This window comes from Mycobacterium bourgelatii (genome assembly GCF_010723575.1).
Classification (GTDB): Bacteria; Actinomycetota; Actinomycetes; order Mycobacteriales; family Mycobacteriaceae; genus Mycobacterium; species Mycobacterium bourgelatii.
Genome location: NZ_BLKZ01000001.1, coordinates 2,551,217 through 2,565,244, shown reverse-complemented (window position 1 = coordinate 2,565,244; position 14,028 = coordinate 2,551,217). Strand labels below are relative to the sequence as shown.

Annotated in this window: 11 protein-coding genes and 1 pseudogene; 8 read left to right on the top strand and 4 right to left on the bottom strand. The window is 66.7% G+C overall.

The window, feature by feature from the left end:
• Nucleotides 1-164 precede the first annotated feature (164 nt).
• The 4 genes from G6N68_RS31455 to G6N68_RS11365 all read left to right on the top strand — a co-directional run bounded on the left by G6N68_RS31455 (nucleotide 165) and on the right by G6N68_RS11365 (nucleotide 3,948).
• Nucleotides 165-290, top strand: coding sequence for a hypothetical protein (locus G6N68_RS31455; protein WP_263992008.1), 126 nt, complete (start codon nucleotides 165-167; stop codon nucleotides 288-290).
• 127 nt (nucleotides 291-417) lie between these two features.
• Entirely contained in the window at nucleotides 418-2,202 is a 1,785-nt protein-coding gene (locus G6N68_RS11375) for a hypothetical protein (RefSeq protein WP_163718485.1), read from the top strand.
• 4 nt (nucleotides 2,203-2,206) lie between these two features.
• Nucleotides 2,207-2,566: a hypothetical protein gene (locus tag G6N68_RS11370; RefSeq protein ID WP_163711748.1), complete on the top strand. Its 360-nt coding sequence runs from the start codon at nucleotides 2,207-2,209 to the stop codon at nucleotides 2,564-2,566.
• A 35-nt stretch (nucleotides 2,567-2,601) separates the two neighbouring features.
• Nucleotides 2,602-3,948, top strand: a complete 1,347-nt coding sequence (locus tag G6N68_RS11365) for a hypothetical protein (protein WP_163718483.1) — start codon at nucleotides 2,602-2,604, stop codon at nucleotides 3,946-3,948.
• Between the two features lie 31 nt (nucleotides 3,949-3,979).
• On the opposite strand, the gene G6N68_RS11360 is transcribed toward G6N68_RS11365, so the two are convergent.
• From G6N68_RS11360 to G6N68_RS11345, 4 genes are read right to left on the bottom strand one after another with little or no spacing between them, the layout of a single operon-like run.
• The gene (locus G6N68_RS11360; RefSeq protein ID WP_163711746.1) at nucleotides 3,980-4,489 is read right to left on the bottom strand and encodes a 2'-5' RNA ligase family protein; all 510 of its coding nucleotides are present in this window, start codon (nucleotides 4,487-4,489) and stop codon (nucleotides 3,980-3,982) included.
• A complete protein-coding gene (bioD, locus tag G6N68_RS11355; protein ID WP_163711743.1) occupies nucleotides 4,489-5,163 on the bottom strand; it encodes a dethiobiotin synthase in 675 nt (224 codons plus the stop codon). The genes G6N68_RS11360 and bioD overlap by 1 nt, the downstream gene beginning before the upstream one ends.
• Before the next feature lie 10 nt (nucleotides 5,164-5,173).
• A complete protein-coding gene (locus G6N68_RS11350; RefSeq protein WP_163711740.1) occupies nucleotides 5,174-6,328 on the bottom strand; it encodes an 8-amino-7-oxononanoate synthase in 1,155 nt (384 codons plus the stop codon).
• 6 nt (nucleotides 6,329-6,334) lie between these two features.
• Nucleotides 6,335-7,639, bottom strand: a complete 1,305-nt coding sequence (locus G6N68_RS11345) for an adenosylmethionine--8-amino-7-oxononanoate transaminase (RefSeq protein ID WP_163711737.1) — start codon at nucleotides 7,637-7,639, stop codon at nucleotides 6,335-6,337.
• A gap of 72 nt (nucleotides 7,640-7,711) precedes the next feature.
• Between G6N68_RS11345 and G6N68_RS11340 the strand changes: the two genes are divergently transcribed.
• The 4 genes and pseudogenes from G6N68_RS11340 to glgX all read left to right on the top strand — a co-directional run bounded on the left by G6N68_RS11340 (nucleotide 7,712) and on the right by glgX (nucleotide 14,027).
• The gene (locus tag G6N68_RS11340) at nucleotides 7,712-8,170 is read left to right on the top strand and encodes a hypothetical protein (protein ID WP_163711734.1); all 459 of its coding nucleotides are present in this window, start codon (nucleotides 7,712-7,714) and stop codon (nucleotides 8,168-8,170) included.
• Between the two features lie 346 nt (nucleotides 8,171-8,516).
• Nucleotides 8,517-9,323 (top strand): annotated as a pseudogene (gene ripD, locus G6N68_RS11335) (NlpC/P60 family peptidoglycan-binding protein RipD); the annotation flags it as partial.
• A 321-nt stretch (nucleotides 9,324-9,644) separates the two neighbouring features.
• Nucleotides 9,645-11,810 carry an acetyltransferase SucT gene (gene sucT, locus G6N68_RS11330; protein WP_163711728.1) on the top strand — a complete coding sequence of 722 codons (2,166 nt, stop codon included), beginning with the start codon at nucleotides 9,645-9,647 and terminating at the stop codon, nucleotides 11,808-11,810.
• A 36-nt stretch (nucleotides 11,811-11,846) separates the two neighbouring features.
• Entirely contained in the window at nucleotides 11,847-14,027 is a 2,181-nt protein-coding gene (gene glgX, locus G6N68_RS11325) for a glycogen debranching protein GlgX (RefSeq protein WP_163711725.1), read from the top strand.
• Nucleotide 14,028: the final 1 nt, after the last annotated feature.

The window sequence follows — 14,028 nt, the reverse complement described above, 5'->3', positions numbered from 1 at the left end:
TCCCAACGCGGCTGTACGCCCACCGGGCCACGCGCCTTCGGTTTCGCGCGTGACCGCTGGGGTACGTTTCAGTTAGCGCCATATCTGCCTCGGCTCTAGCGCGGGGGCCAAATCCAATAGAAACAGGGTCGCGTACCGAAGCCGCGGTCCGGGGATGTGATCACATGAGCGATCAGCATGCGGTGTATCTCGCCGACCACGGTGTATGGCTGGCGATACCCGCGCTGCTGCCCGCAGTGATCGTCGTCGGTGTGGTCTTGTACCTGGCAATGCGCGACCGACGCAGCTGACGAATTTGCAGGATTGACGAGCCCTCCGGGCGGGCATTCCCGCTTCGTCAGGTTTCGGGCCGGCTGAGAGGCGGTTGCAGTGGGACTAACAGTGGTTGCGGAGGCTCCCGCGGCAGGTGGTGCCGAACTGAGCCAGGTGATCGGCTTGTCGGTTGCCGCCATGGTGTTGAGCCTGATCATGCTGGCGATCGGGTGGGCCCATCGCACCCGTCGCATCACTTGGCTGGAGCGGTTCGCCGACTGGCTGGGCGTCAAGTTCAGACGCCCGAACTGGGTGGCGCTGCCGGTGCTCGTCTACACCACGTCGATCATCTGCGCGTTGTTCGGGTTCATCTGGGATGTGAGTTGGCACATCGGCGAAGGCCGCGACCCCGGGCCGCTGGCCAACCCAGCGCACTACTTCATCATCATCGGTCTGTTCGGGATATTTCTCGGCGGCATGATCGCGATCGTGCTGCCATTCGACGAGCCGGGCCCGGCCCCCGTCCGCATCACCAAGACCTGGCACGCGCCCGTCGGCGGCATTCTGATGGCCGGCTGCGGGATGTACGCGCTGTTCGGTTTCCCGCTCGATGACATCTGGCATCGCATATTCGGCCAGGACGTCACCCTGTGGGGTCCGACGCACCTGATGATGATCGGCGGGGCGGGACTGTCCCTGTTCGCTGTTCTGATGCTGGAGTACGAGGGCGGGCGGGCCCTACCGGATGCGCCCCCCGAGCGTCCGTTCGTCAAGTTCCTGCGCTACCTGTCCTGTGGCGGCCTGCTGATCGGGTTGTCGGTCTACCAGATCGAATACGACTTCGGTGTGCAGCAGTTCCGGCTGGCCTTCCACCCGATGATGATCGCCGGTGTCGCAGCGTGTGCCCTGGTGGTGGCCCGCATGACGTTGGGTCGCGGTGCGGCGATCATCGCGGCCCTGTTCGCCATCGCGCTGCGCGGCGCCGTCGCGCTGATTGTGGGGCCCATCCTTGGCGCGCCCATCAACTGGTTCCCGCTCTATCTCGGACCCGCGCTGGTCGTCGAGCTGTTGGCGCTGACTCCGGTGTTCAAGCGCCCGGTCGTGTTCGGTGCCGTCTCCGGCCTGCTGGTCGGCACGGTCGGCCTCTGGCTGGAATCGCTGTGGATCGGTGCGGTCTACGAATACCCGTGGCCGACCAGCATGTGGGGTGAGGGCCTGGCGATGGCGGTGCCGGTGGCGGTCTTGATGGGCCTGATCGGAGCGCTGGTCGGAATGGTGCTCACCGGGCAACGCATACCCCGCCGCGCGATCAGCGTCTCGGTCGTCGTCGCCACGGTGCTGGTGATCGGCGGTGCGATAGCCAACGGCCTGCACATCGTCATCCCGAGCGAGAACACCGCGACCATCAAGCTGACGGAGCTGCCCAGCGAGCCCGGCAAGCGCATGGTGTCCGCCGACATCCAGATCAACCCGCCGGACCTGATCAGGGACAACCCCGACTGGGTGTCGATCACGTCCTGGCAGGGGAAGATGGAAAACAATCGAGGCCTGGTCATCGATCGGCTCGAGAAGATCGGTCCCGGCCACTACCGCACCACCGAACCCATCCCGGTCTGGGGCACCTGGAAGACGCTGCTGCGCATCCAGGACGGCTACACGATGGCCGCGGTGCCAATCTGGGAGCCGGCGGACGAGGCGATTCCGGCGGACGAGGTGCCGGCCCAGCCCGAGATGACCCGCCCGTTCGTCTTCGAGAACACCATCCTGCAGCGCGAGCGCGACCCGAGCGCGCCGGAATGGTTGTTCACGGCCGGCTCCATCCTGGTGGCCATCTTCACGCTGATGGTGATCGCGGGGCTGAGTTGGGGTGCTGGCAGGATCAACGTTGAGACCACGCCCCAAGAAGTTGAGGAGGACAAGCGTCCTGTGCCACAGCCACATGCGGCGTAACCCGATGCTTAGTCGTGCATTCCTCGCGGGGGGATTGACCTTGGCGCTGTCCAGCCTGGTCGCCTGCGGCGGCTCCCCGTCCAAACCGGCCGGCGAAGCCTTGACGGTCGACGTGACCATCGCCAACGGGCAGGTCACGCCCACGAACGCAAAGATGAATGCCACGGTGGGCGAGCAGATCACCTTGCATGTCACCAGCGACGTGAAAGACGAGCTGCACGTGCATTCGGTGCCGGATCACAAGTTCGAGGTCAACGCCGCCCCCAACCAGCAGTTCCAGTTCAGCGTCGACGTTCCCGGGAACGTCGACGTGGAATTGCACCACCTCAAGCGGACGATCGTCACGATCCAAGTAAACGCGTGACCGACGCGGGCACCTCAGCGGCTCCGGGGGCTTCAATGGTGCTGGCACACGGCCTGGGCGGATCGAGTGATCTTCCGATCCCGTACACCTTCGCGCTGATCGGGGCCGCCTGGGCGCTGACGTTCACGTTCGCCGTGGTCGCGTTGGCATGGCGCAAGCCGCGCTTCGACCCGGAAAAACCGGGCCGACCATTGCCGCAGGCGGTGACCACACTGGTCGACTCCCCCGTGACCCGCTGGACCGCGGCGGGCCTGGGATTGCTGTTCGCCCTCTGGGTTTTGGCGGCCGGTATCTGGGGACCGCAAACGACGTCGAACGGCCTCCTGGGGGCCTTCTACGTGTTGCTGTGGGTCGGGTTGGTGGCCTTCTCGTTGCTCCTCGGACCGGTGTGGCGGGTCATTTCACTCGTCCGCACGGTGTACCTGCTGATGCGTCGCTTGTTGCCCCGCCGCCTCGGTGAGGCACGGTTCTCCTATCCGGATTCCTGGGGCTATCGACCCGCCGCGCTCGGTCTGTTCGCGTTCGTGTGGATGGAACTCGCCAGCCCCGATCCCGCGGCCCTGTCCTGGGTCAAGGGCTGGTTGCTGATCTACACCCTCGCCATGCTGATCGGGGCGTGGCTGTGCGGGCAGCGTTGGCTGGCCCGCGCCGACCCGTTCGGCGTCTACAGCATGGCGGTGTCCCGGCTGAGCCCGTTTCGACGGAATCCGGACACGGGCAGGATCGCGATCGGCAACCCCTTCGACCACCTGCCGTCATTGCCCGTCCGTCCCGGTGTGGTGCTGCTGTTGTCGGTGTTGCTCGGGTCCACCGCGTTCGACAGCTATTCGGCGTCACCGAGTTGGCGCAACTTTTCCGACGGCATTACGCGCGGGATACCCGCCGTGCCCGAGACAGTGACGTCCTCGGCGTTGCGCACCCTCGGCCTACTGTTCTTCATTTCGGTTGTCGCCCTGACCTTTTCACTGGCGGCACGGGCGACGGGCGGCGTCGATGCCGAGCAGCGCCGCGCGTTGCCCGGCCAGATGGCGCACTCGCTGATCCCGATCGTGGTGGGCTACATCTTCGCCCACTACCTGACCTACCTGGTGGAGCGTGGACAGCAGACCATCATCGCGTTGGCCGATCCATTCGGCCGGGGATGGAACCTGTTGGGCCTGGCACACCACCAAGTCGCTTATGTGCTGTCGATGCACCCCGCTGTCTTGTCGACCACCAAGGTCGCCTGCGTCGTCATCGGCCACATCGTCGCGGTGATCGCCGCACACGACAAGGCGCTACAGCTGCTGCCGAAAGCTCATCAGCTCACCGGGCAGCTCACCATGATGGTGGTCATGGTCGGCTACACGTTCACCGGGCTGTATTTGCTGTTCGGCGGTTAGCGGGCTGGCCGCCAGAACAACCTCCCTGACGTCACCCGATCGGGTGCTCGGTGCGCTTGTTGCCCTCCCAGCGGCGCAAACCGGCGAAACTGCCGTCTATCTGCGCGGGCCGGCCCGCGATGCGCAGTGCCCGCCCCAGCTGGTGTCCACCGACCCGGCGAGCCAGCGTGACATGCCCGGTCCACTGGTCCGGCAGGCTGTTGGACATCGGCGCGGGCGCCAGGTGCGACCCGCAGATCCGATGGACTTCGGCATGCAGGGCCAGCAGTTCAGTCGTCGGCACGATGAGCCTCGTGAACACCACGTTCGCCCGCCCGAACAGCACCGGCGCGCCCACTATGGCGTTGAGCGGCAGGCGTTCGGCGACCGGTCTGAGCAGCTCGTCGACCATCGGATCGATGCGTTCGGCGACGGCCAGCGTCACATGCGGCCGACTGGCCGGGGCCTGGCTGGGTATGCCGGCTTCGGCCAGGTCCTGCCAGATGCGCCGGATGGTGGACTCGGTGTCGCGGTCGAAGACCAGCTCGATCGAATGCACCATCAGCGGACCAGACTCGCTACCCAGTCCCGGTCGAACGCCGCCGCGCTCAGCGCCGCGAAGTCTGGCGCTGCAGCCGCGCCAGCGGGCAGGGCGGCCCGCACCGGAGCCAGCCGCTCCAGCGCGCTGCGGTTGGCGGTCTCCACCGGCCCGGGCCGCGACGGCCAGCTGCCGATGACCAGTCCAGCGCATGGAATCCCCTGTGCAACAAGAGCTTCCAGGGTCAGCGCGGTGTGGTTGAGCGTGCCGAGACCCGGCGCCACGACGATCAGCGCCGCGGCGCGAAGGTCGACGGCGAGATCACGCAGGGTGACGCCCGACTCGGCAAGTTCGACGAGCAGGCCGCCGGCGCCCTCGACCAGAGTGAGCCGCCCGGGACGGTCCAACTCCCGGATCACCCGCACCACCTCCTCACGACTGGGCAACGGCAGTCCCGCCCGCTCCGCGGCCGCGGCGGGCGCCATGGGCAGCGGGTACCGCGCCAGTCCGACGAGTTCGGTCACCCCGGCCAGGCGGGCCACCTCGGCGAGGTCATCATCACCGTCGTCGGTGCCGGTTTGGGCGGGTTTGCACACCGCGACGTCGATGCCGGCCTGCCGGGCGTGCGAAGCCAGCGCGGCGGTGGCGACGGTCTTTCCGACGCCGGTGTCGGTCCCGGTTATGACCAGGACGCTCAAAGGGCGCGCCTCACGAGGATCTGGACAGCACGTCCGTCAGGACGCGCCGCGCCAGTTCGAGTTCGTCGCCGCTCAGCGAAGCGCGCGCGGTGAGCCGCAACCGCGACGTCCCGGCGGGGACCGTCGGCGGCCGGAAACACCCCACCTTCACACCGGCGTCCAGGCACGCGGCTGCCGCGGCCAGCGCGACCTCCGGATCGCCGAGGATCACCGAGACCACCGCCGACTGCGGTGTTTCGGGCACATCGCAGATCCGGGCAAGCTCGCCGGCGTGCCGCAGCACCGCGTCGGGCCGCCACGGCTCGGCCTTCAGCACCCGCAGCGCGGCCAGGGCGGCGCCGACCGCCGCCGGCGCCAGCCCGGTGTCGAAGATGAACGGCCGGGCGGCGTCGATCAGGTGGGCCCGCACCGGCGCCGGTCCCAGCACCGCGCCGCCCTGGCTGCCGAGCGCCTTCGACAGCGTGGTGGTCATCACGACGTCGGGCGCACCGGCCAGGCCCACTTCGTACAGCAACCCGCGCCCGCCGCCGCGCACACCGAGACCGTGCGCCTCGTCGACGATGAGCAGCGCGCCGCGGCGGCGACACACGTCGTGCAACTCGCGAACGGGAGCCAGTGAGCCGTCGGCGCTGAACACCGAATCGGTGATGACGACGGCACGCTCCTCGTCGCGTGCCGCCAAGGCCGCATCGACGGCGTCGGCGTCGCGATTGGGCGTCACCACCACCCGAGCCCGAGACAGCCGGCATGCATCGACCAGCGACGCGTGCGAGTAGGCGTCCGACACCAGCAGCGATCCCGGACCCGTGAGGCCGACGACTGCCCCCAGGTTCGCGGTGTAGCCGGATGAGAACACCAGCGCCGAGGACGCGCCGACGTACTCGGCCAGTTCGGTTTCGAATTCCTGGTGCAACTCGGTGTCACCGGTGACCAGACGAGAACCGGTGGCACCGGCACCCCAGACCCGCAACGCCTGGACACCGCCATCGATGACGTCGGGGTGCTGCGACAGGCCGAGGTAGTCGTTGGAGGCCAGGTCCAACTCGGTCGCCACCGCCGGACGCGGACGCAGCGAACGCCGCAATCCCGCCGCGCGGCGTTGCTGCTCAACCTCGTCCAGCCAGGCCAGCGGTGACGTCTCGATCGGTGCCCGCACGCCCTTCATGGGTGTTCAGCCTACGAGTCGCGCGACCTCCACCATCGCGGAGGTGACCTGGGCGATCTCATCGGGCGGGCAGATGTAGGGCGGCATGGCGTAGACCAAGTTGCGGAACGGGCGCAGCCACACACCATGGTCCAGCGCTGCGGGCGTGGCCACGGCGAGGTCGACCGGTCGGTCGCACTCGATGACGCCTATGGCGCCGCGCACCCGCACGTCGGTGACCGCCGGTAGCGCGCGGGCGGGTTCCAGTCCGACGGTCAGGCCGGTGGCGATTTCGTCGACGCGCGCCTTCCAGTCCTGGCCGAGCAGCAACTCGACGCTGGCGGCCGACACCGCGCACGCCAGCGGGTTGGCCATGAACGTCGGCCCGTGCATCAGGGCACCGGCCTCGCCGGTGCTGATCGTGTGCGCGATCTCGGTGCTGCACAGGGTGGCCGCCAGGCTGAGATATCCCCCGGTCAGCGCCTTGCCGACACACATGATGTCGGGGCTGGCGCCGACGTGGTCCGCGGCGAACAGCGCGCCGGTCCGGCCGAACCCGGTCGCGATCTCATCGAAGATCAGCAGCACGTCGTGACGGCTGCAGATATCCCGCAGATCGGTCAAGAAGCGTGGATCGTGGAAACGCATCCCGCCCGCGCCTTGCACGACGGGTTCGACTACCACCGCGGCGAGCTCCGCGGAATGCTGCGCCAACTGCGCTTCAAACGCCGCGCTGTATTCGGGGTCGTAGTCGCGAGGGACCTGGGGGGCGAACACCTGGGCGGCGAGGATGTCCGTCCACAGCGAGTGCATGCCGCCGTCGGGGTCGCAGATGCTCATCGGGGTGAAGGTGTCGCCGTGGTATCCGCCCCGCCACGTCATCAGCCGGTGCTTGGCGGGCAATCCGCGGCTGCGCCAATACTGCAGCGCCATCTTCACCGCGACCTCGATCGACACCGAACCGGAATCGCTGAAGAACACCGTCTCCAAACCCGCCGGGGTGATGTCCACCAGCAGCTTCGCCAACCGGGCCGCCGGCTCGTGGGTCAGGCCGCCGAACATGACGTGGTTCATCGTGCCCAGTTGGGCGGTCATCGCCGCATCCAGGACCGGATGGCCGTGGCCGTGGATCGCGGTCCACCACGAGCTCATGGCGTCGATCACCTCGACCGGCCGTCCGTCACGGATCACCGTCAGCCAGGCGCCGTGAGCTGCGACTACCACCACGGGCGGCAGTGATTCGACGCCGATGGTGCTGTAGGGGTGCCAGAGGTGGGCGGCGTCGATCGCACTGATCTGGTCGGGGGTCAACCCCGGTCCCGCCGCGGTCATGGAGACCGACACTAATGCAGCAGAACACCGTGCCGGTCGCGCAAACCGCGGCCATCGGGGAGCATGCAAGGCATGGCTTTGCCGAATCACTCGCCAGAAACCAGCCCCGCCGCGGACGCCGAGGCCATGCCCGAAGAGGTCGCCGAGGCCATGCCCGAGGAAGTGGCCGAGCCGGGCCCGCAGGTCATCAGGCTGCGAATCAAGCCGTGGGACCTTGTCTTCACGATGGCGTTGCTGGGTGCGCTGCTGCTGTTGCTCTCGCTGACCAGCTGGACGTCAAAGCTGTTCGGATTCACCGAAACCGTCTGTGCCACCGACGATTGCCCGCCGGTCCCCTACGGCGTCAACTTCTACATCTATCCGTTCATGTGGGGCGGAATCGGTGGCGCCATCACCGCCGCCGTCCTCGGCCCCTTCGTGTCGATGGTCAGGGGCTGGTACATGTTCTTCTGGCCGTTCATCAGCGTCGCCGTCCTCACCATCACCTCGGTGCTGTGTTCCGCGCTGGCTGGCTTCAGCGCACGTTTCTGACGAGGAATCCGGCCCCGGCCTAGGCGACGAATCGTTGTGAGATCGAAATCACAACTGCCCGCGCAAGATTGGGCGCACCAGTAACCGTCCGGTCACGTTCCGACAAATAATGCCCCGCGGGTATGGCGACCCTCCTTTTGTGTTGTCAGAGTGTCTGTAGTGACTGGTGTGAATACAACGGGTAGCCCGGCTGATTCACGTTGCCACGTGTCATGCGCTCCTTCGGGCCCCAGTGCGGCGGCCGGCGCGGGAGTCACATGAGCGGCCGCCGCGGCGCGAAGTCACCGCGTTGAGGCACACCGTCAAGGCACACAGCGCCCGCGAGGGCCAAGGAGGTTGGAACCCCATGAAACGCATCTACGCTTTCGCCGTCGGTGCAGCGATCCTGGCGGCCCCGATGGTGGCCCAACCAGCGGTCGCGTTCGCCGACCCGGTCAACAGAACAATGGACTACCAGCAGGCCGCCGACATCGTGATCCAGCGGGCCCTGTCGCAGCGCGGCGTGCCGTTCTCCTGGGCGGGCGGCGGTGTCACCGGCCCCACCCGGGGTACCGGCAGCGGCGCCAACATTGTTGGGTTCGACGCTTCGGGACTGGTGCAATACGCCTACGCCGGAGCGGGGCTCAAGCTGCCGCGCTCTTCGGGCCAGATGTACCGGGTCGGCCAGCGGGTGTTGCCGTCGCAAGCTCGCAAGGCAGACCTGATCTTCTACGGTCCCGAGGGCACGCAGAGCGTCGCGTTGTTCCTCGGCAACGGGCAGATGGTCGAGGTGGGTGACGTCGTCCAGGTCTCGCCGGTGCGCACCAGCGGCATGGCGCCTTATCTAGTGCGGATCCTGGGCGCACAAACGACGACGCCGGTCCAGCAGACGCCGCTGCAGCAATCGCCGATCCAACAGAGCGTGCCCGGCCAGACCGTGCCCGGCCAGACGGTGCCCGGCCAGACCGTGCCCGGCCAGACGGTGCCGGGGCAAACAGTGCCGGGGCAGACGGTGCCAGGCCAGACCGTGCCGGGGCAGACGGCTGTTCCGGGTCAGGCGCCCGCTCAAGCCGCCGTACCCGGCCAGGCACCCGCCCAGGCCGCCGTACCCGGCCAGGCACCCGCCCAGGCCGCCGTGCCGGGGCAAGCCCCGCTTCAATCGGCAGTGCCTGGGCAGGCTGTGCCGGGCCAGACTGTCCCAGGTCAGACCGTCCCGGGCCAGACCGTCCCGGGCCAGACCGTCCCAGGTCAGACGGTCCCGGGTCAAACCGTGCCGGGGCAGACGACCGTGCCAGGTCAGACGGTCCCAAGTCAGACCGTGCCGGGGCAGCCAGCACCGGTACAGCAGGCCCCGCAGGTGCCGAATTTCGCAGCCCCGACAAACTGAGCTCGGCCAACCGAGCAAAGCGTTTCCAGTACTCGCCGCCCGCTCCCCCGCTGACTGCGCAGCTCAGCGGCAGGAGCGGGCGGTGGCTTTTGGGTAAATTAACGGACGATGCCCAACCCGTCAGCACTCTCCGCTAGCACCGCAGCGCCAGCTGCCGGCGCCGCCATGGGGACCCGCAAATCCGGCTTCTACCGGCACGATCTCGACGGCCTGCGCGGCGTGGCGATTGCCCTCGTGGCGATGTTCCACGTCTGGTTCGGCCGGGTTTCCGGCGGAGTTGACGTCTTTCTTGCGCTGTCCGGTTTCTTCTTCGGCGGCAAGATTCTGCGGGCGTCGTTCAATGGCTCCCTGTCCCCGGGGACCGAGGTGGTCCGGCTAATCCGACGGCTGGTCCCCGCCCTGGTCGTCGTGCTGGCCGGTTGCGCGCTGCTCACCGTGCTGATCCAGCCAGAGACCCGCTGGGAAACGTACGCCGACCAGAGCCTGGCCAGCCTGGGCTACTACCAGAACTGGGAGCTCGCCAACTCGGCGTCGGACTACCTGCGTGCCGGCGAGGCCGTCAGCCCGCTGCAGCACATCTGGTCCATGTCGGTGCAGGGCCAGTTCTATATCGCGTTCCTGCTGCTGATCGCCGGTAGCGCCTACCTGTTTCGGGACATGCTCGGCCGCCACCTGCGTACGTTGTTCGTCGTACTGCTCAGCGCATTGACGGTGGCCTCGTTCATCTACGCGATCAGCGCTCATCAGACCAACCAATCCACCGCCTACTACAACAGCTTCGCCCGCGCGTGGGAGTTGCTGCTGGGCGCGTTGGTGGGGGCGCTGGTGCCCTACATCCGCTGGCCGATGTGGCTGCGCACGGTAATCGCGACCATTGCGCTGGGCGCGATCGTGTCGTGTGGCGCACTGATCGACGGGGTCAACGAGTTCCCGGGCCCGTGGGCGTTGGTGCCGGTCGGCGCCGCAATGCTGATGATCCTGGCCGGGGCGAACATGCAAAGCCGTCCCGATACCCGCGGCCGGATGACGCTGCCGGCCCGCCTGCTGGCACTCCCGCCACTGGTGACGCTCGGCGCGATGGCGTACTCGCTGTATCTGTGGCACTGGCCGCTGCTGATCTTCTGGCTCTCGTTCACCGGGCACAAGAAGGCCAACTTCATCGAAGGCACGGCGGTGCTGCTGGTGTCGGGCGTGCTGGCGTACTTGACGATGCGCCACGTCGAGGAACCGCTGCGTTATCGCGCACCCGCCGCGGGGGCTACGCAGCGGACCACGCCGCAGGTACCCCTGCGGCTGCGCATGCGGCGGCCGACGATGACGCTGGGTTCGGCGGTGGTCCTCCTGGGCGTCACGCTGACCGCGACGTCATTCAGCTGGCGCGAGCACATCATGGTGCTGCGCGCCGCCGGCAAGGAACTCAACGGCCTGAGCGCCCAGGACTATCCCGGCGCGCGGGCGCTGACCGACCACGTGCGGGTGCCCAAGTTGCGGATGCGGCCAACGGTATTGGAGGTCAAGGAGGACCTCCCACTGTCCACCCGTGACGGGTGCATCAGTGACTTCGTCAACCCGGCACTCGTCAACTGCACGTACGGCGACCCGAATGCGACGCGGACCATCGCTCTGGCCGGCGGCTCGCACGCCGAACACTGGCTGCCCGCACTGGACCTGCTCGGTCGCCTGCACCACTTCAGGGTGGTGACGTACCTCAAGATGGGTTGCGCGCTGTCCACCGAACAGGTCCCGTTGATCATGGGCAACAACGCGCCCTATCCGCAGTGCCGGCAGTGGGTGGACACGGCGATGGCCAAGCTGGTGGCCGACCATCCCGACTACGTGTTCACCACCACCACGCGGCCGTGGAACATCAAGCCCGGCGACGTGATGCCCGCCACCTACATCGGGATTTGGCAAACGTTTTCCGACAACAACATTCCGATCCTGGGCATGCGGGACACGCCGTGGCTGGTCAAGGACGGCCAACCATTCACCCCGGCGGACTGTCTGGCCAAGCGCGGCAGCCAGAGTGACGAGTGTGAGCTCAAGCGGTCCGACTTGTTGTCCGATTACAACCAGACCCTGGACTTTGTCGCACGGTTCCCGGTACTCAAACCGCTGGACTTGTCCGACGCGATATGCCGGCCCGACGTGTGCCGCTCGGTCGAGGGGAATGTGCTGATCTATCGCGACGCGCACCACATCACCCCCACCTACATGCGGACACTGGCCCCCGCCCTCGGCCGCCAACTCGCGGCGGCCACCGGTTGGTGGTGACACGCGACGGCGAATGGACGCGGTTAAGGTCAAGTGATGTCGTCGAGCCAGCACGATCCCGAGACCACAGACACGTCCCCCGCGCTGGCGATGGTGTGGCCTGGGACCGCGTTTCCGCTCGGTGCCACGTATGACGGTGCAGGCACTAACTTTTCGCTGTTCTCCGAAGTCGCCGAACGGGTCGAGTTGTGCCTGATCGCCAAGGACGGGAACGAAACACGAATCAATCTCGATGAGGTCGACGGCTATATCTGGCACTGCTACCTGCCCGCCATCACCCCCGGGCAACGCTACGGGTTTCGGGTGTACGGGCCGTTCGACCCGGACCGGGGTCACCGCTGCGATCCCAGCAAGCTGCTGCTCGATCCCTACGGCAAGTCTTTCGTGGGCGACTTTCGCTTCGGGCAGGCGCTGTACTCCTACGACCTAGAAGTCGCGGCCCAGGACCCCTCTCAGACCGGCACTCCCCCGATGGTCGACTCGCTGGGCCACACCATGACCAGCGTGGTGATCAACCCGTTCTTCGACTGGGCATCGGACCGGGCGCCCTGTACGCCCTACCACGAGACCATCATCTACGAGGCGCACGTCAAGGGCATGACGCAGACGCACCCGGCCATCCCACACGAACTGCGCGGCACCTACGCCGGGCTGGCCCATCCGGTGATCATCGATCATCTGAAGTCGCTCAATGTCACCGCGATTGAACTGATGCCGGTGCACCAGTTCCTGCACGATCACCGGCTGCTGGACCTGGGATTGCGGAACTACTGGGGCTACAACACATTTGGCTTTTTCGCCCCGCACTACCAGTACGCGGCGAGCCGTAAGCCCGGGGCCGCCGTCGCCGAGTTCAAGTCGATGGTCCGCACCTTCCACGAAGCCGGCATCGAGGTCATCCTCGACGTGGTCTACAACCACACCGCCGAGGGCAATCATCTTGGCCCCACGATCAACTTCCGCGGCATCGACAACGCCGCCTACTACCGACTCGTCGACGGCGATCTGCGCCACTACAAGGACTTCACCGGCACCGGCAACAGCCTCAACGTGCGGCACCCGCACACCTTGCAGCTGATCATGGACTCGCTGCGCTACTGGGTGCTGGAAATGCATGTCGACGGTTTCCGTTTCGACCTCGCCGCCACCCTGGCCCGTGAGTTCTATGACGTCGACCGACTGTCGGCGTTCTTCGACCTGGTACAGCAGGATCCAGTGGTCAGCCAGGTCAAATTGATTGCCGAGCCGTGGGATATCGGCGAGGGCGGCTACCAGGTGGGCAATTTCCCAGGTTTGTGGACCGAGTGGAATGGGAAATACCGCGACACTGTGCGCGACTACTGGCGGGGCGAGCCCGCAACCCTAGGCGAGTTCGCTTCCCGGCTGACCGGGTCGTCGGACCTTTATGAGGCGACTGGGCGACGACCCAGCGCGAGCATCAATTTCGTTACCGCTCATGACGGTTTCACGCTGAATGACCTCGTGTCGTACAACGAGAAGCACAACGAGGCCAACGGCGAGGACAACCGGGACGGCGAGAACCACAACCGGTCCTGGAACTGCGGCGTCGAGGGGCCCACCGACGACCCCGACATCAACGAGCTGCGCTGCCAGCAGATGCGTAACTTCTGGGCCACCCTGATGGTCAGCCAGGGCACTCCGATGATCTCGCACGGCGACGAGATCGGACGCACCCAACTCGGCAACAACAACGTCTACTGCCAGGACTCCAAGCTGTCCTGGATGGACTGGTCGCTGGTCGAGAAAAACGCCGATCAGTTGGCCTTCGCGCGCAAGGTGACGACGCTGCGCAAGAAGCATCCGGTGTTTCGCCGGCGCCGCTTCCTGAAGGGGAAACCGGTCCGCAGTGGTGCGGAAACCCACGACATTGCCTGGCTGACGCCGTCCGGCCAGGAGATGACCGCTCAAGACTGGGACAACGACTTTGGTAAGTCCATCGCGGTCTTCCTCAACGGGCGGGCGCTGCCCGAACCCAACCGGCGCGGCGAACGCGTCGTCGACGACTCCTTCCTGCTGTGCTTCAACGCCCACGACGAGGACGTGATCTTCGTCATGCCGTCGAAGGACTACGCCGAAGAATGGACGGTGGAGCTGGACACGACCCATCCCACCGGCGTAGCGGACCGAGTGGTCAAGACCGAAGAAGAAATTGCGCTGCCCGGAAGATCCGTACTCATACTGCGTAAGACGCTGTAGC

Coding starts and splice junctions, on each gene's coding strand:
- G6N68_RS11345 (WP_163711737.1), bottom strand. CDS start 7,639: ATGACCGCGGCGGGACCGGGGTTGACCCCCGACCAGATCAGTGCGATC.
- sucT (WP_163711728.1), top strand. CDS start 9,645: ATGCCCAACCCGTCAGCACTCTCCGCTAGCACCGCAGCGCCAGCTGCC.
- G6N68_RS11365 (WP_163718483.1), top strand. CDS start 2,602: ATGGTGCTGGCACACGGCCTGGGCGGATCGAGTGATCTTCCGATCCCG.
- G6N68_RS11340 (WP_163711734.1), top strand. CDS start 7,712: ATGGCTTTGCCGAATCACTCGCCAGAAACCAGCCCCGCCGCGGACGCC.
- G6N68_RS11360 (WP_163711746.1), bottom strand. CDS start 4,489: ATGGTGCATTCGATCGAGCTGGTCTTCGACCGCGACACCGAGTCCACC.
- G6N68_RS31455 (WP_263992008.1), top strand. CDS start 165: ATGAGCGATCAGCATGCGGTGTATCTCGCCGACCACGGTGTATGGCTG.
- G6N68_RS11350 (WP_163711740.1), bottom strand. CDS start 6,328: ATGAAGGGCGTGCGGGCACCGATCGAGACGTCACCGCTGGCCTGGCTG.
- G6N68_RS11370 (WP_163711748.1), top strand. CDS start 2,207: ATGCTTAGTCGTGCATTCCTCGCGGGGGGATTGACCTTGGCGCTGTCC.
- glgX (WP_163711725.1), top strand. CDS start 11,847: ATGTCGTCGAGCCAGCACGATCCCGAGACCACAGACACGTCCCCCGCG.